Source organism: uncultured Roseibium sp. (genome assembly GCF_963675095.2).
Taxonomy (GTDB): Bacteria; Pseudomonadota; Alphaproteobacteria; order Rhizobiales; family Stappiaceae; genus Roseibium.
On the sequence record NZ_CAXXSJ010000039.1, the window covers coordinates 1 to 17,285 of the forward strand.

Annotated in this window: 17 protein-coding genes; 9 read left to right on the top strand and 8 right to left on the bottom strand. The window is 61.6% G+C overall.

The annotated features are described in order from the left end of the window. On the top strand, positions 1-2,111 hold a 2,111-nt coding region (locus tag ABIN98_RS14930), incomplete at its 5' end, for a PAS domain-containing protein (protein WP_346911188.1). Here ABIN98_RS14930 and ABIN98_RS14935 read toward each other — a convergent pair. From ABIN98_RS14935 to ABIN98_RS14960, 6 genes are all read right to left on the bottom strand, one after another. Next, positions 2,108-3,370, bottom strand: coding sequence for a glycerate kinase (locus tag ABIN98_RS14935; protein ID WP_346911190.1), 1,263 nt, complete (start codon positions 3,368-3,370; stop codon positions 2,108-2,110). The two genes, ABIN98_RS14930 and ABIN98_RS14935, sit on opposite strands and share 4 nt — an antisense overlap. 113 nt (positions 3,371-3,483) lie before the next feature. Continuing rightward, on the bottom strand, positions 3,484-4,305 hold the full coding sequence (locus ABIN98_RS14940; protein ID WP_346911191.1) for a carbohydrate ABC transporter permease: 822 nt from the start codon (positions 4,303-4,305) through the stop codon (positions 3,484-3,486). Further along, positions 4,302-5,189 (bottom strand): sugar ABC transporter permease, encoded by an 888-nt coding sequence (locus ABIN98_RS14945; protein WP_346911193.1) that lies wholly within the window; start codon positions 5,187-5,189, stop codon positions 4,302-4,304. Before ABIN98_RS14945 ends, ABIN98_RS14940 begins: the two co-directional genes overlap by 4 nt. Positions 5,190-5,397: 208 nt before the next feature. Next, a complete protein-coding gene (locus tag ABIN98_RS14950) occupies positions 5,398-6,681 on the bottom strand; it encodes an ABC transporter substrate-binding protein (protein ID WP_346911195.1) in 1,284 nt (427 codons plus the stop codon). A gap of 66 nt (positions 6,682-6,747) precedes the next feature. Beyond that, positions 6,748-7,821, bottom strand: coding sequence for an ATP-binding cassette domain-containing protein (locus ABIN98_RS14955; RefSeq protein WP_346911196.1), 1,074 nt, complete (start codon positions 7,819-7,821; stop codon positions 6,748-6,750). Further along, positions 7,818-8,603, bottom strand: a complete 786-nt coding sequence (locus ABIN98_RS14960; protein ID WP_346911198.1) for a DeoR/GlpR family DNA-binding transcription regulator — start codon at positions 8,601-8,603, stop codon at positions 7,818-7,820. Before ABIN98_RS14960 ends, ABIN98_RS14955 begins: the two co-directional genes overlap by 4 nt. A 456-nt stretch (positions 8,604-9,059) precedes the next feature. Between ABIN98_RS14960 and ABIN98_RS14965 the strand changes: the two genes are divergently transcribed. From ABIN98_RS14965 to ABIN98_RS14985, 5 genes are all read left to right on the top strand, one after another. Then, positions 9,060-10,553, top strand: coding sequence for an alkaline phosphatase (locus ABIN98_RS14965; protein ID WP_346911200.1), 1,494 nt, complete (start codon positions 9,060-9,062; stop codon positions 10,551-10,553). 92 nt (positions 10,554-10,645) lie between these two features. After that, complete coding sequence (locus ABIN98_RS14970; RefSeq protein WP_346911201.1) at positions 10,646-11,089, top strand: hypothetical protein; 444 nt, start codon at positions 10,646-10,648, stop codon at positions 11,087-11,089. A 7-nt stretch (positions 11,090-11,096) separates the two neighbouring features. Then, positions 11,097-11,777, top strand: a complete 681-nt coding sequence (locus ABIN98_RS14975; protein ID WP_346911202.1) for an ATP-binding cassette domain-containing protein — start codon at positions 11,097-11,099, stop codon at positions 11,775-11,777. Beyond that, complete coding sequence (locus tag ABIN98_RS14980; protein WP_346911204.1) at positions 11,770-13,092, top strand: FtsX-like permease family protein; 1,323 nt, start codon at positions 11,770-11,772, stop codon at positions 13,090-13,092. Before ABIN98_RS14975 ends, ABIN98_RS14980 begins: the two co-directional genes overlap by 8 nt. Before the next feature lie 9 nt (positions 13,093-13,101). After that, positions 13,102-13,593 (top strand): copper chaperone PCu(A)C, encoded by a 492-nt coding sequence (locus tag ABIN98_RS14985; RefSeq protein ID WP_346911206.1) that lies wholly within the window; start codon positions 13,102-13,104, stop codon positions 13,591-13,593. A gap of 15 nt (positions 13,594-13,608) precedes the next feature. Here the strand turns inward: ABIN98_RS14985 and ABIN98_RS14990 are convergent, their stop codons facing one another. Together ABIN98_RS14990 and ABIN98_RS14995 are read right to left on the bottom strand one after the other, a co-directional pair. After that, the gene (locus tag ABIN98_RS14990; protein ID WP_346911207.1) at positions 13,609-13,803 is read right to left on the bottom strand and encodes a hypothetical protein; all 195 of its coding nucleotides are present in this window, start codon (positions 13,801-13,803) and stop codon (positions 13,609-13,611) included. 108 nt (positions 13,804-13,911) lie between these two features. Next, complete coding sequence (locus tag ABIN98_RS14995; RefSeq protein ID WP_346911209.1) at positions 13,912-14,613, bottom strand: GntR family transcriptional regulator; 702 nt, start codon at positions 14,611-14,613, stop codon at positions 13,912-13,914. Between the two features lie 384 nt (positions 14,614-14,997). On the opposite strand from ABIN98_RS14995, the gene ABIN98_RS15000 reads away from it, so the two are divergent. From ABIN98_RS15000 to ABIN98_RS15010, 3 genes are all read left to right on the top strand, one after another. Then, positions 14,998-15,411: a VOC family protein gene (locus tag ABIN98_RS15000; protein ID WP_346911211.1), complete on the top strand. Its 414-nt coding sequence runs from the start codon at positions 14,998-15,000 to the stop codon at positions 15,409-15,411. Then, positions 15,408-16,355 carry a glyoxylate/hydroxypyruvate reductase A gene (locus ABIN98_RS15005; RefSeq protein ID WP_346911213.1) on the top strand — a complete coding sequence of 316 codons (948 nt, stop codon included), beginning with the start codon at positions 15,408-15,410 and terminating at the stop codon, positions 16,353-16,355. The genes ABIN98_RS15000 and ABIN98_RS15005 overlap by 4 nt, the downstream gene beginning before the upstream one ends. A 103-nt stretch (positions 16,356-16,458) precedes the next feature. Further along, positions 16,459-17,277 (top strand): sugar phosphate isomerase/epimerase family protein, encoded by an 819-nt coding sequence (locus ABIN98_RS15010; protein ID WP_346911215.1) that lies wholly within the window; start codon positions 16,459-16,461, stop codon positions 17,275-17,277. Positions 17,278-17,285: the final 8 nt, after the last annotated feature.

Consider the following 17,285-nt stretch of genomic DNA (forward strand, 5'->3'; position numbering starts at 1 on the left):
AGCGACCCATCGACTGGATTTATCGCATGCGCCATGCCGACGGCCGCTGGCTTTGGCTGCTGAGCCGGACAACGTCTGCTTCCGAACTCGATTCCGGCCGGCCGACATGCCTGATCATCACCCATTGCGACATTACCGAACAAAAGAAAGCCAGAGCGCAAATTCGCGAAGAAGAGCGGCGCGCCACCTTCGCTCTGGACAACGCCAATCAGGCCATCTGGGACCTGGATTTCCAGCAGGGCAAGACTTTCTACTCACCGACCTGGAAGGCCATGCTCGGCTACGGCGAGGAAGAGATTTCCTCCGATACGGAAGCCTGGATGGACCTGATCCATCCCGATGACCGGGAAGCCGTCCTTCAGGCAGACCGGGCCCACAAGGAAGGCAGAACGCCCGCCTTCGAGGCCGAGTTCAGGATGCGCCACAAGAATGGCGAATGGATCTGGGTGCTCGACCGCGGCAAGGTCGTGAGCCGCGACGAAGACGGCAATCCCCTGCGCATGATTGGAACCCATTCCGATATTACGCACCGCAAGCGGACGGAGGCCGAACTCAAGGAGGCGAGGGACGCCGCGGAAGCGGCCTCCCGGGCGAAGACGGACTTCCTGGCAAACATGAGCCACGAACTCCGCACCCCCCTCACCAGTATTCTTGGAGTTACCGATCTGATCCTGTCGGAACTGGGCGATCGGCTGAGCGAACGACATCTGTCGGCCCTGAAAATCCAGAAGGCGGCCGGCGACGCCCTGATGGCGCAAGTCAACGACATACTGGACTTCGCCAAACTCGAGGGTTCCCGTCTCAAGATCGAAACGGTTTCGCTCGTCCTTGCGGACCTGGCCGACGCCTGCCTGGCAATCGTCGCGAATGCGGCTGAAGCCGGGAAGCTCAGTCTCACCCGAAGACTCGACCCCGCTCTGCCGCAATCGATCTCGGGCGATCCGCGCAGGCTTCGCCAGATCCTGATCAACTTTCTCTCCAACGCCATCAAGTTCACCCCTGAAGGCGGCAAGGTGGTCCTGGAGATTTCGAAAGAACCGAACAGCCATATCCGCTTTGCGGTGGCCGACACCGGAATCGGGATTCCCGAAGACCAGGTTGCCACCATTTTCGAGCGTTTCACCCAGGCGGACACCTCGATCACCCGCCGACACGAGGGATCGGGGCTCGGGCTCGCCATATCGAAGTCCCTGGTCGATCTGATGGGCGGCACCATCGGTGTCAGAACCGCTCCCGACGCCGGATCCACCTTCTATTTCACCCTCCCGCTACAAGGATCCGAGGCTGGTTCTCCCCAAGCACCGCATGAGGCGAAAGACGGACGCCTCATAGGAACCCGGGTTCTGCTGGCGGAAGACAACGACGTCAATCGGAGGCTTATCAGGCTGGCTCTGGAAGCCGAAGAGTGCATCGTCACCGACGTGGCCGACGGTCGGGCCGCGGTTGCTGCAATGGAAAACGCCGGCTCGGACGGTTTCGACGTAATCCTGATGGACATCCAGATGCCGCAGCTCGACGGCGGCGAGGCATCCCACCTCATCCGTGGAATGCCGGGCGGCCGGACCATTCCGATCATTGCCCTGACCGCGAATGTCTATGCAAGCGAGCAGGAGCAATTTCGACCAGCCGCATTCGATGCCTGGCTCGCCAAACCGGTCGACTGGTCACAACTCTTCGGCACCATGGCCGGTCTGATGACTTCGGAACGGCCGCACCCCGACACCACGCCGGGCACGCCGTCTCATCCAGCCGACGAAGGTGTGGCCGAGGCACCTATTTATTTCGAGCCTGAAAAACCGGACGACCTCATCAACCAATTCGGACCGCAGGAAACGGCGCGATTGATCCGAATGCTGGAGGACGAAATGACGATGCGGATCGCCACCATGCAAGCACCCGAGATCGACCTGGCGACTATCCGCGTCGAAGCCCACACCCTATCCTCGTCGGCGGGCACCCTCGGCTGCCGCGAAGTCTATCGGCTCTGCCGCGACCTCATGGCGGCGGCCAAAAGAGACCGGTCGGAAACCTTGGCTCTTGTCGGCGAACTTGCCGAGTCGATCGAAACGACCCGGCACTGTCTCGCAGACTACGTGGCTCAGCGCGCCTAGGCCGGCTCGATCAGGATCGCCCTGAAATCGTTGACGTTGGTCAGCGTTGGCCCCGGAACCACCTGATCTTCAAGCTTGCCGAAGAAGCTGTGAGCATCATTGCGATCCAGCGCGGCTTGCGGATCGACCCCGAGTGCGCCCGCCCTTTTCATCGTCTGAGCGTCTATCAGGGCGCCGGCGACTTCCGCCGCCCCGTCGACCCCGTCGGTATCACAGGCAATGGCACGAATACCCGGCTTGCCGCCTAGCGCAAGCGCCAGTGCCAGCGCGTATTCCGCATTCGGACCGCCGATGCCGTCGCCCCTTCTGGTCACCGTCAGTTCCCCGCCGGACAGGAGCACAAGCGGCTGGTCACCGGGCTGCATCCGGGACTGCCGGTCCAGCGCCAGAGCGGCATGGTGTTTTGCCACCTCCCGCGCCTCGCCTTCCAGCGCATCGCCCAGGATCTCCGCACGATATCCCGCTTCACGGACAAGACCGGCTGCCGCCTCAAGAGACTGGGAAGGGGCGGCAACGATCCTGTTTTCGGTCCGCGCAAGCTCGGGCGCGTCAGGCGGCAGAACGCCGTTGCCTGTGCTGAGCACCCTGGAAACGGAATTCGGCTGGTCGATGCGCCAATGGTCCAGAATCTTGCGGGCATCATCAGCGGTGCTGGCATCGCCGACCGTCGGGCCCGACCCGATCGAAGCAGGGTCATCGCCCGGAACATCGGAGATGAGGAGCGCCAGCATACGCGCCGGATAGGCGGCGGCCGCCAGCTGCCCGCCCTTCACCTGGCTCAGGTGCTTGCGGACGATATTCATCTGACCGATCGGCGCGCCCGACGCTAGAAGCGCTGAATTCACCGCCTGCTTTTCGGCAAGCGTAATCGGCTCGAAGGGGGCAATCAGCAGCGCGGAGGCCCCGCCCGATATCAGCGCCAGTACGAAATCGTCTTCGCCAAGGCCATCCAGCAGATCAAGCATGCGCTTCGTCGTATCAAGCCCGGCCTGGTCGGGAACCGGGTGCGCGGCTTCCACGATCTCGATCCCCCGACAGTGGCGTGCGTAGCCGTAGCGGGTGATCACCAGGCCCTCGCACGGGCCCCATTCGGCTTCGACCGCCTCCGCCATCCGCGCCGACGCTTTGCCGGCGCCGATGACCACCACGCGTCCCTCGGGCTTTTCCGGCAGGAAAGCAGCAAGGCTGCGCATCGGATCGGCGGCCTCGACCGCCTTGTCGAACAAGGCCCGCAGAAATTCGCGCGGATCGCCGGTCATCTCGTTCCCTCCGGATTGACGTTACCCGGCTCTAGTTAGCGGAGCAGACAGCGAACCGGCAAGGCTTTGTCATCGCGAAACGGTTCGCCGGCTTCGAAAACAGGGAGACAGTCCTACTTGATGCCGGCCCGCATGAAGCTCTGGACGAACTGGCGCTGGAACAAGAGAAACGCGATCAGCAGCGGACCGGAGGTCATCAACGTGGCCGCATTGATCACCGACCATTCGATACCGGAATCGATGGCCGAAAAGATGCTGAGGCCCACGGTCACCGGCCGGGTATCGACCGAATTGGTCACGATCAGCGGCCAGAGGAAATTGTTCCAGTGGTGACTGACGGAAACGAGGCCATAGGCAAGGTAGGTCGGCTTGGCGAGCGGGATGTAGACCTTCCACAGAATCCCCATGAAGGAGGCTCCTTCCACCCGGGCCGCCTCGTCCAGTTCCTTCGGCACGGTCATGAAGGTCTGGCGTAGCAGGAAGATGCCGAAACCGGAGGCGATATAGGGCAGCGCAATCGCCGGGATCGTGTCGACCAGATCGAGCATCCGCATGGTCTTGTAGTTTTCCACGATCAGGATGTCCGGCATGACCAGCAGCTGCAGCAGGACCAGTGCGAAAAAGACCGACCGCCCCGGGAACTTGAACCGGGCAAAGGCATAGGCCGCCAGCGTGCCGAGGAAAAACTGGCAGGCGAGGATCATCGTCACCAGGATGAAGGTGTTCAGGAAATAGCGCGCAAAGGGAGCCGCCTGCCAGGCCTTGACGAAGTTCTCCAGCGTCAGCGGCGCCGTCAGGACGAAGCGGGCCTCATAGGCCGCCGGGTGAAAGGCGGTCCACACCGCATAGGCAAGCGGCAGGATCCAGAGGATGCCCAGCGCCCAGGCCGCCGCCGTGTTCAGGATCCGATCGAGAGAAAACGCGGACCGGCTCATTTGTAGTGCACCTTGCGGTCGAAGAAGAAGAACTGGCCGATGGCGAGTGCGGACAGCAAGACAAGCAGGACGACGGTCAGGGTCGCCGCATAGCCGGTTTCCCAAAAGCGGAACGCAGTCTCGTAGATGTAGAACAACAGCAGCGACGAGGCGTTGTCAGGACCGCCGTCGGTCAGGATGAAGATATGATCCACAAGGCGGAAGGAGTTGATGACCGCGTTGACCGAGACGAACAGGGTCGTCGGCATGAGCAGCGGAAAGGTGATCTTCCAGAACACCGTCCAGCGTCCGGCGCCTTCGATCTCGGCCGCCTCCTTCAGCGATACCGGGATCGCCTGAAGGGCTGCCAGATAGAAGATCATGAAGAACCCGGCTTCCTTCCAGATGGTGACGATCATGATCGCGTTCAGCGCCGTTGCCGGATTACCGAGCCAGTTCGTGTGGGTCGAGCCGAAAAAGACGCTTGCAATCTGGTCGAACAGGCCGAAGCCGGGCGTATAGAAGAACATCCAGATATTGGCGACGGCAATCAGCGGCAGCACGGTCGGCGTGAAATAGGCCATGCGTACGAAGCTCCGCCCGGCAAGCTTTTCATTGACCCAGAGCGCCATGAGAATGGCGAGCCCGATGGATACCGGAATGGTACCCAGCGCGAACCACAGATTGTTCCAGAGCACCTTCCAGAAAACAGGATCGTTCAAAAGCCGGTCGTAATTGGCGAGCCCCAAAAACTTGGCCGGCCGGCGCCCGCGCGGTGTGGAGAAGAAGCTGTTGATCAGCGTGGTCACGGCCGGAACATGGGTGAAGGCGAACAGGAACACCATGGCCGGCAGCAACAGCAGCCAGCCGTAAATCCATTCCCGTTTCAACGTCCAGTCCCGCATGGTCCGTTCAGCCTCGAATTCGCGTTCGTTCGTGTGTTCAATAAAACCTTTTGGGAGTTTCCCCGGGATAGGGCGACAGGACAGACAGCGGCGCGACCCTCTGCGCCCGTCATCCGATCGGTCCCACCCCGGGGAAACCGGCAGGTCCACGAAAACGTGGACCATGCAAACCGGAGGGCGGCGGAAACTTCCCCCCTCCGAAGTCGGCTTAGCGGTATTCCGCCAGGATCGCGTCGGCCTGAGCCTGGGCTTCCTTCAGAGCGGCTTCCGGCGTCTTCTGGCCGGTGATGGCAGCAGCGAGCGCATCGTTGAAGATGCTGGTGACGCGCTGGTTCTGATAGGTGGACAGCTCGGCCTTGGCGAACTCGAGCTGGTCACGTGCCACGAGAACCTGCGGGAAACCTTCCGCATACTTTTTCATGGTGTCGGTTTCCCAGGTTTCCGGACGCGGAGCGACGTAACCGGTTGCCATGGTCCACTTGGCGGACTGTTCCGGTGCGGTGATCCACTGCACGAACTCAACGGCTGCCTTGGTCTGTTCTTCGGACGCGCCCTTGAACAGGTAGAAGTTGCCGCCGCCGGTCGGAGCGCCGCGCTGCATCTTCTTCGGCAACATGCCGACGCCGAAGTCGAACGGAGCGTTGTCGCGAACGTTGGTCAGGTTACCGGTGGAGGTCCACATCATGGCGGTCTGGCCTTCGAAGAATGCCTTCGGCGTGGAACCCCACTCGATGATGCCCGGAGCCATCACCTTGTCCTTGGTGCTCAGGTCGACCATGTACTGCAGCGCCTCGACCACTTTCGGATCGTCGAAGTTGGTCTTGTTGCCTTCGGCATTGGCAAGGGTCACGCCGTTTTCGATCGCCAGACCCTGGAACAGCCAGTAAGGGAAACCGGAAGACGGAATGCGCACGCCCCACTGGGTCACGTTGCCCGAAGCATCGGTTTTGGTGAGCTTCTTGCCGAATTCGACCATTTCTTCCCAGGTGGCCGGAGCCGTTTCAGGATCGAGACCGGCAGCCTTGAAGGCTTCCTTGTTCCAGTAGAGAACCGGCGTGGAACGCTGGAACGGGATGCCGTAGGTCTTGCCGCCGGTCTGGCTGTTTTCCATGAACGCCGGGTAGAAGCCGGAAATCCACTTCTTGTCTTCGTCAGTCGTCAGGTAATCGTCGAAGGCAACGATCAGGTCTTCGTCGATCAGGGTGAACATGTCCGTGGACAGGATCACCGAAAGCTGGGGCGGGTTGCCGCCGCGCGATGCGGTGATCGCCTTGGCGACGGTGTCCTGGTAGGAACCGGCATAGACGGCGTCGATCTTCACATCCGGATGAGCCTTTGCATAGGCATCGGTCAGACCCTGGATGGTTTCAGCGGCCTTGCCGCCGACGGCGACCGGGAAATAGAACTGCAGGTCAACAGCCTGGGCGGAGGCCCAGGTGCTGAATGAAAGAGCCGTCGCGGCAACGGCCTTCAAGAGAGTGGACTTCAACATCTCAAATCATCCTTGGTTTGAGCCCCCGCAAGATTGCGGCTGTCCTGCGCCTCTCGGCACAGCTTTTCAGGAGCACAGCTGCGCTCCAATTTCGGAAATCAGATCGTCCCGACGCCCGCCGGTGGCATCGTCGAAGACATGCAGGTCCGCCACGTCGAAGCCGAGCAACAGGTCTTCTCCCGGCGCAATCCGGCTGTCGCCGGAAAGCCGCACCTGGAACGGCGCCGTCCCCAGCAGACAGTCTGCCAGCGTGTCGGCACCGAGATATTCCACGGTCTGGACGCGTGCCCGGACCGGTCCATTCTCATCAACCCGCATGGCCTCAGGACGAATCCCGAGCTGCAGCGTTCCGGCGCCCGAAAGGCGCTCGAAGGCGGCTGCGGGCAGGAGGTTCATCGGCGGCGTGCCGATAAAGCGCGCGGCAAACGGTGTTGCCGGTTTCGCGTAAAGCTCCCGCGGCGCGGCGGCCTGTTCCAGGCGTCCCTGATTGAGCAGCACCACCTGGTCGGCCATGGTGATCGCCTCGACCTGGTCGTGGGTGACATAGACCATCGTGAAGCCGAGCTGCTGTTGCAGCGCGCGGATTTCGACGCGCATCTCGTGGCGCAGTTTCGCATCCAGGTTGGAGAGCGGCTCGTCCATCAGGCAGACCGGCTTCTCGCCGATGATGGCCCGGCCCAGCGCAACCCGCTGCTGCTGCCCGCCGGACAATTGCGCCGGCTTGCGGTCGAGATAGGGCGAAAGCCCCAGAAGGTCGGCGACCCGCTTCAGCCGCTCCATACGCTCCGCCTTCGCAACCTTGCGCACCTTGAGCCCGAACACGATGTTCTCCGCCACGTTCAGGTGGGGAAACAGCGCGTAGGACTGGAACACCATGGACAGGTCGCGCTGGGACGACGGACGCCTGGACACGTCTTCTCCACCGATCCGGATCTGCCCTCCGTCGACCGTCTCCAGTCCGGCGATCATGCGCAACGTGGTCGACTTGCCGCAGCCGGACGGGCCGAGCAGCGCGGTGAAGGATCCCGCCGGCACCTGGATGGACACACCATCCACCGCCCGCGTGCCGCCCCACACCTTGGATACCGCCTGCAGTTCGATTGCTTTGCCAGCTAATTTCTTGTCGAAGGATTTGCTCATGTCGCATCCTCCGGCGCGACAAAGATCCGAGAACCGCTCTCACGCAACAGATCGGCGATGGGACCGGGGACATACCGGTCGGTGAAGACGGCGCTCACATCACGAATATGACCGCCGCGCACATGGGCGCTGCGGCCGAACTTGCTGTGGTCGAGCACCAGGAAGGATTGCCGGCAATTGGCGAGGATCGATTGACGCGCGGCCACCTCGTCTTCGTGGAAGTCGAGCAGCGTGCCGTCCTCATCCACGCCGGCCACACCGAAAACCCCGACGTCGACCTTGTAGTTGGCGAAAAACTCCTGCGCGGAGGCGCCGAGAATATCCCGGTCGCCGTGGCGCAGCCGCCCGCCGGCGATGGTCACCTGGAACGTCGGATTGTTCGACGCGGTGATGGCGACGTTGAGATTGTTGGTGAAGATGTGCAGGTTCTCGTGGCCGGCAAGCGACTGCATGACGATTTCCGGCGTCGTCCCGATCGAGAAGGCGACCGACTGGCCGTTCCCGATTTCGGCGGCGACGATTTTCGCGATCTGCTGCTTGGCGCCGAGGTTGAGGATCTTGCGGGTGTTGTAGTGAATGTTGGAGGCCGGTGCGGGTGGCTCGACCCCGCCGTGCGTTCGCCGCAGGATGCCCAGTTCGCACAGGCCGTTGACGTCCCGGCGGATCGTCTGCGTCGTCACATCGAACCGGTCGGCCAGGTCCTCAACCGACGCGAAGCCCGCCTTTTGCACAAGATCCGTGATCTCGGCCTGTCTTTTGGTAATGTCTAGAGCGAGCTGCATGCGCAAATTGGCCGTCCCCGATACCCCGTGTCAGACCTGCGGCAATCATCTCAGGATGTGCAGCCAAGGCCGAAAAGGCCTGAGTGCAACGCTGCAGATGCCGCGATGCCTCAACCTCGTTTTCTTTCAGCCTGCTGGTTAGCGCGCTCATATGAACCTTCTTAGACGTTCATATGAACATCCTGTGACAGAGCGTCCGCGGTCGCCTGCCGGGCTCCGTAGACGGAAAAACGAGATTTCAAAGAAAGAAGGACATAAACTGCCGTCAGGGGATCAAGCAGCGCACCGATTTTTCGGTGAGAACGATAGAAATCTGTTTTCAAAGATGAATTAGCGAAAGTGCGGAACAGAACAGAGCAACCGGCGCTCAACATTCGCGAAAGCTTCAAGAAACTGTCATGGAGGCAACCTAATGAGGCGGAGCGATTTACACCCCCCTGAAATCCGGGAGATGTCATGAAGATTTTTGTTAGCTCCGCGCTGGCGCTGGCGATGGCCGGCTCTGTCGCATCCGCTCAGGAAGCCCTGCCCCAGCAGAACAGCAAGTGGTTCACCGACGCGCAGGCCCTGATCAAGGAAATGGTTGCGCGCCAGCCGAACACCCACCGTGCGAAGAACGTCATCCTGTTCACCGCCGATGGCAACGGTGTCGGCACCAACTATGCGATCCGCCTGTTCTCCGGCCAGAAGGCCGGCCTGCTCGGTTCCGAATATGTGCAGCCGCATGAGGCCTTCCCGCATTCGGCTCTGGTGAAGACCTACACCACCAACGGTCAGACCCCGGATTCGGCCCCGACCGCATCGGCCATGAACACCGGCGTCAAGTCCAAGAACAACATGATCAACGTCGACGAAACCGTCGCCGTCGGCGATTGCGCCAACATGGCCGGTCATGAAATGAAGACCTTCGCCGAACTGATGGACGAAGCCGGCAAGTCGGTCGGCGTTCTCTCCACCGCCCGCATCACCCACGCCACTCCGGCAGCTGTTTATGCAAAGACCGCACACCGGAACTGGGAAGACAACAGCGGTCTTCCGGAAGGCTGCACGGCGCAGAAGGACATCGCCGCACAGCTCATCGACCAGATGAAGGCCGGCGTGATCGACATCGCCATGGGCGGCGGCCGCCGCCACTTCCTGCCGAAGGATGTCACCGACGAGGAAGGCAAAGGCGGCAAACGCACCGACGGCGTGAACCTCATCAGGGAAGCCGAAGGCTTCGGCGCCAAGTACGCCTGGAACGAGGAAACCTTCGAGGCGCTCGGAGACATGGGCAACACGCCCATTCTCGGCCTGTTCGAATCCTCCCACATGAAGTACGAAGCCGACCGGACCGGAGAGCCGTCCCTGGCTGAAATGACCGCGGCCACCATCAAGGCCCTGTCCAAGAACGAAAACGGTTTCTACCTGATGGTGGAATCCGGCCGCGTCGATCACGCCAACCATGACGGCAACCTGCACCGCACCCTGACCGACGGCGCCGCCTTCGCCGATGCGATTGCCATGGCCGACGAGCTGACCAACGACGAAGACACGCTTATCATCGTCACCGCCGACCACGAACACGCCATTGCCTTCAACGGCTACTGCGGCCGCGGTTCGCCGATCACCGGCCTGTGCTACGACGTCGACAAGAAGGGCGTGAAGCACACCGGCAAGCCGCTGACCGGCAAGGACGGCAAGCCCTACACGGTTGCCGGCTACCTGAACGGCACCGGCTCGATCCTCAAGGAAGAGGACAAGTGGACCGGTTCCCGTCCGGACCTGACCAACGAACAGGCGATGGACCAGGACTACATACAGCAGGCCCTGATCCCGATGTCGTCCGAAACCCACTCGGGTGAAGACGTTGCCGTGTTCGCCAAGGGCCCCTGGTCGCACCTGTTCGACGGCGTGGTCGAACAGAACTACATCTTCCACGTCATGGATTATGCCGTGAACGCCGAATAAGGCGACCTGAAGAAAACGGAAAGGCCCGCCCGTGCGGGCCTTTCTCCATTGACCTCAAACTGATGTCACTTGCACGAAGAAAGGGATGAAAGATGAACCGCCGGCATTTCATCGTAGGCTCCGGCCTTTGTGCGCTTCTGCCGTTGGCTTCCGGCCTGTCGCTCGAGGCCGCCCATGCCGAGGACACGATCAAGCTCAGAAAACTTTACAACAAGGACTTGAGCTACTCCGACTACGCCCTGTCGATGGAAGACAAGCGCGTTTCCGTCTCCGGCTTCATGGCGCCGCCCCTCAAGGCGGAATCGAAATTCTTCGTCCTGACCAGACGTCCCATGGCGGTCTGCCCGTTTTGCGAAACCGAGGCCGATTGGCCGGACGACATTCTTGCGATCTATACCAAGCGGATCATCGACGTGGTTTCGTTCAACACCAAGATTATCACCAGAGGCACGCTCAAGCTCGGCAGCTTCACCGATCCGGAGACCGGCTTCCTGAGCCGTGTCCGTCTGGTAGACGCCAGTTACGAGCGCCCCTAAAGCACCGATGACGCTGCCGCTGACCCTCCGAAATCTGACAGTTCGCGCCAGCAACGGCCGCGTCCTGCTCAATGTCGACGACCTGGAGATCCGTCCGGGCGAAGCGGTCGGTATTCGTGGTCCCTCGGGCGCGGGCAAATCCACCCTGCTTTACGCCCTGTGCGGTCTGCAGCCCAACAGCACCGGCGAAATCCGGTGGGGCGAAACCGACATCCTGTCCCTTGGGGAGGGACAGCGCGCGAAATTCAGACGCGAGAATGTCGGCATCATCTTCCAGGATTTTCTTCTGTTTGAAGAGCTGACCGCGCTCGGCAACGCCGCGCTGGCCGCCGCCTTCGGGGAAAAAAAGCGCCGGCGCCCGATCAGGGCCAACGTCGAACGCATGCTCGGCCATCTGGGAATTGAAGATATGACCCGGTCGGTCGACAGCTTCTCCGGGGGCGAACGCCAGCGGGTCGCCATCGCTCGGGCACTCGCCGGTGATCCTGCGATCATCCTGGCCGACGAACCGACCGCAAGCCTCGACCGGGAGGCGGCCGATCGGCTCATCAGCGACCTGACCGACCTCGCCCGTGAGGAGAACAAGACCTTCATCGCCGTCAGCCACGATCTCAAGCTTCTGGACCGCATGGACCGCGTGATCGAGATCATCGACGGACGACTTGCGCCGGAGGCCGGCAATGATTGAAGGACTGACAGACTATTGGCAGTCCCTGCCCGTGTTGACGCAGGACCTCCTCCGGCTTGCCCTCCTGCTTCTGCCCGCGATCGTGACCGGACTTGCCGTGGTCAGCGGCTACCGACCGTTTTCGCTGGTGGGCGCTCTCCTGTGGCGGTTTCGCTGGACCAACGTCATGTTCGTCCTCCTGATCGGGGTCTCGGTCGGCATCGGCGTCGGGCTCCTCGCCCAGGAGCGCGGCCTGCGCAGGGGAACGGCGAAAGCGGCAGAGAAATTCGACCTGATCGTCGCCGCACCCGGCAGCGAGATCACCATGCTGTTTGCCGCCGTCTATCTGCAGCCGAGCGACGTCCCGCTATTGGGCGGCGGCATCTATCACGAGATTGCCACCAACAAGCGGGTCAGCCTGGCCGCTCCGATCGCGTTCGGCGACAGCTATGCCGGTGCTCCGATTGTCGGGACCACGCCGCAATTCATCCAGCATCTGACCGGCGACCTGGCCGAGGGACGCCTGTTCGCAGCCAGCCATGAGGCGATCGCCGGCTCCAAGGTGGATCTGCCGCTCGGCACCACTTACACACCTGATCACGGCATCGGCGATGCGGTCGAAGAAAATGCGCACGAGGGCCATGAAAGCACCATCGTCGGCCGGATGAAACCGACGGGAAGCCCCTGGGACAAGGCGATCCTGGTCCCGGTCGAAGCTGTCTGGGAGGTCCACGGCCTTGCCAACGGCCACACCCCGGAGCGGATCGACCAGATCGGCCCGCCGTTCGACCCGGACTATTTCCCCGGCACGCCCGCCGTGCTGGTGAGGGCGGAAGCCTTATGGGAAAACTATGCGCTGAGATCCGAGTTCACCCGCAGCGACACCATGGCCTTTTTCCCCGGTGCGGTCCTGTCCCGGCTCCATGGCCTGATGGGCGACATTCGCCAGATCATGTCGATGATGGCCGTCATTACACAGGTGCTGGTCACAGCCGGGGTTTTAACGGGGCTCGTGGTGCTCACGCGGCTGTTTGCCCGCCGGCTTGCGCTGTTGCGTGCGCTCGGCGCGCCCAGGCGTTTTGTCTTCTCTGTCGTCTGGAGCTATGCGGCCACCCTGATCCTGAGCGGCTCCCTGCTTGGCCTCGCCGTCGGCTGGGTTTCGGTGAAAATCATCTCGGACATCGTCAGCGCGCGCACCGATATTCTGGTGACCGCGTCTCTGGGCTGGCCCGAATTCCACCTGTTGGCCGGATTTGTCAGCCTGACCATCCTGCTGGCCCTGCTGCCGGCCGCCTTGATCCTGCGGCGTCCCGTCGTCACCGACCTGAGAGGTTAGAACTTTTCCATGATCCGTTTCCTTGTCACCGCCACCATGACCGGCTTTTTCGCCTTTGCGGGCCCTGCAACGGCATCCGATGACGATCACGACCATCACCTCAGCGAGCTGCATGGCGTAAAGGCCATTCACGCCTGGACACGTGCGACCTCCGATGACCATGCCCTGGTGTTCGTCGAAATCGAGAACGAAACGGACAAGGAAGTCATCCTGCTGGGTGGCGAAGCGGACAATGCCGGCAGCGTTGATCTGGTCGGCTTTCAGCTTGTCGACGGCAAGGCCGTCTACACGCCCCTGCCGCAGGTTCCCGTCGCCGCCGGCAGCGAACTGCACCTGGAGCCGGAAGCACTGGCCATGCGCCTGGAAGGCCTGACCGGCAAGCTGGAAAAAGGCCAGGAGTTCGAAATGGAAATCGAGTTCGACATCGGCCATATGGACGTCCATGTCACCATCGAGGCCGCAGACGCCAAGACCCATAGCCATGCCGGACATGCCCACTGACAGGCTCTTTCGCCTTTATCGCAAACGCTCGAGCCAAGTCCCGCGAACCTTGGGATCGAACCAGTCGATCGGACCGGCATAACGTCCGGTTTCCTCACCCTCACCATTCAGGAAAACGGTCGACGGATACCCGCCCAGACGGAACACCGCCCCGGCCAACCGCGCATCCGCCTGATAGGTCTTAGAGCCGGTCAGCCCCAGATCCCGCACAATGTCCGATACCGTCCCAGTCTGCCATAGTCTTCGATCATGCACATGACCGAAACAGGAAGGATGCGAACCCGGGCCGGGTCACGGCCGCAGGAATGAGACCGGGATCTAGATCTGCGACAGCTGGCTCGTCCGGAACAACTCGCAAAAGGTCTCAAGGGTTCTCTGCCGGCATGCGTGAGACTGTCTGTAGGCGCCAGGTCCGTCGCCGCTGACGATGGCCGCCAGGATGTCCCGGTAGGTCTGGACCGTGGCTACGGGAACGCCGCGTAGCCGCAGGAGAACCATGCGCCCGCGCCTGACCTGGTCATAAAGACCGAGCACGACCTTTTCCAGACGCCGGTTCTGACCCAGAGCGAGAAGCAGCCGGTAAAAACCGTCTTCGGCGTCCGCCCAGGCGTCTAGATTGTTTCGTTCGAGAGCAAGGTCCATGTCCCTGATCAGATCTTCAAGCTTTTCCAGGTCCTTGGGCGCAATCGTCCGGCCCGCAAGATTTGAGATGGCGAGCGGCTCGAGAGCGCTGAGGATATCGTAAACCTCCACGAGATCCTGCACCGAAACACCCAGGACCCGGACACCACGCCTGGGAACAAGATTAACCAGTCCATCGGCTTCCAGACGGATCAGCGCCTCGCGAACCGGCGTCCGGCTCATGCCGAGCCTTTCGGCAATATCCGGCTCCGGAGCTTGTGAACCCGGGGGGAGTTTGGAATGTGTGATTTCAAATTTGAGACGATCGTAGGCGTCGTCCACACGTGTGTTTTTTGATCTTGTCTGCATCAACGCCGAAGACCCTATCTCAAATGGCATACAAGTACTGATTGCGCGGATCTGCCCTGCTCCCGCTGACAGACCCGGCTGACCAGATTTCAAATCAGCCCTCTTCTGACGGGTAAGTCGATACCTATCGTTAAAATTTACAATAGCATTTTATTGGATCGGCGAAATATATCCGCCGGCCTTTTTCGAAATTCCGCCAAACATGGTTATTGCCAAAAAATCCAGCATTTTCGGGAAATAATACATATAAAAACATGCAATCATGGACCGGGAACAAGACAATCGGTCCGCGCACTGGCATCGGCACGGGCGGGGCTGTCATAACGCCGAAAAAACGTTATCAGTAACGTTTACCCCCCGCCTCCGGAGCCCGCCAGCGGACCTAAATCCGGACATCCCCTTCAGGAGAAGAAATTGCAGTCCTGTTTTCACCTTGCCTATCATGTGACCGATCTGAACGAGGCGCGCACCTTTTACGGCAGTCTTCTGGGATGTCGTGAAGGCCGCAGCACCGATACTTGGGTGGACTTCGATTTCTTCGGGCACCAGATCTCGCTGCATAAAGGGACACCCTTCGAAACCACGAATACGGGCAAGGTGGGCGATCACATGGTGCCGATGCCGCATCTGGGCGTCATCCTGGACATGGAAAGCTGGACCGCGCTTGCCGACAAGCTGGAGAAGGCAGGGATCGATTTCGTGATCCCGCCGACCCTGCGCTTCAAGGGGGAGCCCGGCGAACAGAGCACCATGTTCTTCCGCGATCCCTCCGGCAACCCGATCGAGGTCAAGGGCTTCAAGGACACCAGCGGGATCTTTGCAGCATGAAGCCGGTCGTTCCCATGATCATCCGCGCCCAGGAGGACGAACTCGAACTGTGGTATCGCCACCTGCCGGCCGCGCTTGAGGAGATCGCGACCCTCAAGCCCCTCGATGAGTTGAGCGATGCGGAACGGACAGCGGCCGAAGTCGCCATCGTCGCCAATCCGGACCCCAAGGACGTTGCCTCTTTGCCGAACCTGAAGTGGGTGCAGAGCCTGTGGGCGGGCGTCGAGCGCCTCGTTTCGGAACTCCCCGAGGACGGTCCGCGTATCGTGCGTATGACCGACCCGCAAATGGCGGAGACCATGTCGGAGGCCGTCCTTGCCTGGACCCTTTACCTGCACCGGAACATGCCCCGCTATACCCGCCAGCAGCGCGACCGGGTCTGGCTGGAACATCCCCTGAAACTGCCCGAAGAACGCACCGTCGGCATTCTGGGGCTCGGCAAACTGGGAAGTCAGGCGCTCGCCCGGCTGCGCGACCACGGCTTTACCGTCTGCGGCTGGAGCCGGACGGAGAAGAACTTCGTCGGCGTGGAGACCCATCACGGAGCCGAGGGCCTCAAGACCGTCCTTTCAAAATCGGACATCCTGGTTCTGCTCATGCCGCTGACACCCGAGACCCGTGGCATGATCGGCGCAGAAGCCCTGAGCCAATTGCCTAACGGTGCCTCGCTGATCAATTTCGCCCGCGGTCCGATCATCGACGACGAGGCCTTGCTTGCGGCCCTGGACAGTGGCCGTCTCGACCATGCCGTGCTCGATGTCTTCGTCACCGAGCCCCTGCCCCAGGACCACCCCTACTGGTCCCACCCGGGCGTGACGGTCCTGCCGCATATCACCGCGCCGACGATCCCGGCGACGGCGTCCCGGATCGTCGGCCAAAACATCGGCGCCTTTCTGGAGACCGGCACCATTCCCGACAGCGTCGACCGAAAACGGGGATACTGAGCAAAATTCGGCGGTTCCGACGCTGAACTGTCGCACGGTTGTCAACGATCCTGCCTAAGAGCCGGGAAACAGGACCATTCCCTTCCCGGACACAGGCACACCCATGACAGACCTTCCCGTAGTCGGCGCGGCAATGACGCTGAAACACCTCGAAGTCCACCGAGACCTGATGCGCGACAAGCATCGCGATCTGGAGCTGCAGGATTTCGTTTATGCCGACGTGCTCAACGGCGACTGGCAATCGATCGTCGCGGAAGCGAAACGTCTGCTGGACGGCCATCAGGGCCGGGTCGGCATTCACGGTCCCTTCTGGGGCCTTGCGGTCGACACAATGGATCCGGAGGTTCGCGCCATCGTCCGCAAGCGCCTGCTGCAGGGCTTGGACGTCTGCGAGGCCCTTGGCGGCACGCACATGGTGGTGCATAGCCCCTTCACCACCTGGAGCTACAACAATCTCGACAATTACCCGAATGGCCGCGAGCGGTTGGTCGAACTCTGCCATTTGACCATGAAGGACGCGGTCAAACGCGCCGGAGAGATCGGTTGCGAACTGGTGATCGAGAACATCGAGGACAAGGACCCTTACGACCGGGTCCGCCTCGCCGACAGCTTCCGTTCAAAGGCGGTTGCCGTCTCCATCGATACCGGCCACGCCCACTATGCCCACGGCTCGACCGGCGCTCCGCCCGTCGACTATTACGTCAAGGCCGCCGGCAACCGGCTGCGCCACATTCACCTGCAGGATGCCGACGGCTATGCCGACCGCCACTGGACGCTCGGACAGGGCACGGTCAACTGGCCTGCCGTGTTCGAAGCACTTGGTGAGTTGACGAGCGAACCCCGGCTGATCATCGAGCTGCGCGATCCGGCCGGCATTCCCGCCTCCATCGCCCATCTGGAAAGCCTGGGTCTGGCGCAGTAGGCGATAAG

What these genes read in the sequence shown, in the direction of transcription:
- ABIN98_RS14935 (WP_346911190.1), bottom strand. Translation starts at nt 3,370, where the DNA reads ATGACCGGCGATCCGCGCGAATTTCTGCGGGCCTTGTTCGACAAGGCG.
- ABIN98_RS14940 (WP_346911191.1), bottom strand. Translation starts at nt 4,305, where the DNA reads ATGAGCCGGTCCGCGTTTTCTCTCGATCGGATCCTGAACACGGCGGCG.
- ABIN98_RS14945 (WP_346911193.1), bottom strand. Translation starts at nt 5,189, where the DNA reads ATGCGGGACTGGACGTTGAAACGGGAATGGATTTACGGCTGGCTGCTG.
- ABIN98_RS14950 (WP_346911195.1), bottom strand. Translation starts at nt 6,681, where the DNA reads ATGTTGAAGTCCACTCTCTTGAAGGCCGTTGCCGCGACGGCTCTTTCA.
- ABIN98_RS14955 (WP_346911196.1), bottom strand. Translation starts at nt 7,821, where the DNA reads ATGAGCAAATCCTTCGACAAGAAATTAGCTGGCAAAGCAATCGAACTG.
- ABIN98_RS14960 (WP_346911198.1), bottom strand. Translation starts at nt 8,603, where the DNA reads ATGCAGCTCGCTCTAGACATTACCAAAAGACAGGCCGAGATCACGGAT.
- ABIN98_RS14965 (WP_346911200.1), top strand. Translation starts at nt 9,060, where the DNA reads ATGAAGATTTTTGTTAGCTCCGCGCTGGCGCTGGCGATGGCCGGCTCT.
- ABIN98_RS14970 (WP_346911201.1), top strand. Translation starts at nt 10,646, where the DNA reads ATGAACCGCCGGCATTTCATCGTAGGCTCCGGCCTTTGTGCGCTTCTG.
- ABIN98_RS14975 (WP_346911202.1), top strand. Translation starts at nt 11,097, where the DNA reads ATGACGCTGCCGCTGACCCTCCGAAATCTGACAGTTCGCGCCAGCAAC.
- ABIN98_RS14980 (WP_346911204.1), top strand. Translation starts at nt 11,770, where the DNA reads ATGATTGAAGGACTGACAGACTATTGGCAGTCCCTGCCCGTGTTGACG.
- ABIN98_RS14985 (WP_346911206.1), top strand. Translation starts at nt 13,102, where the DNA reads ATGATCCGTTTCCTTGTCACCGCCACCATGACCGGCTTTTTCGCCTTT.
- ABIN98_RS14995 (WP_346911209.1), bottom strand. Translation starts at nt 14,613, where the DNA reads ATGCCATTTGAGATAGGGTCTTCGGCGTTGATGCAGACAAGATCAAAA.
- ABIN98_RS15005 (WP_346911213.1), top strand. Translation starts at nt 15,408, where the DNA reads ATGAAGCCGGTCGTTCCCATGATCATCCGCGCCCAGGAGGACGAACTC.
- ABIN98_RS15010 (WP_346911215.1), top strand. Translation starts at nt 16,459, where the DNA reads ATGACAGACCTTCCCGTAGTCGGCGCGGCAATGACGCTGAAACACCTC.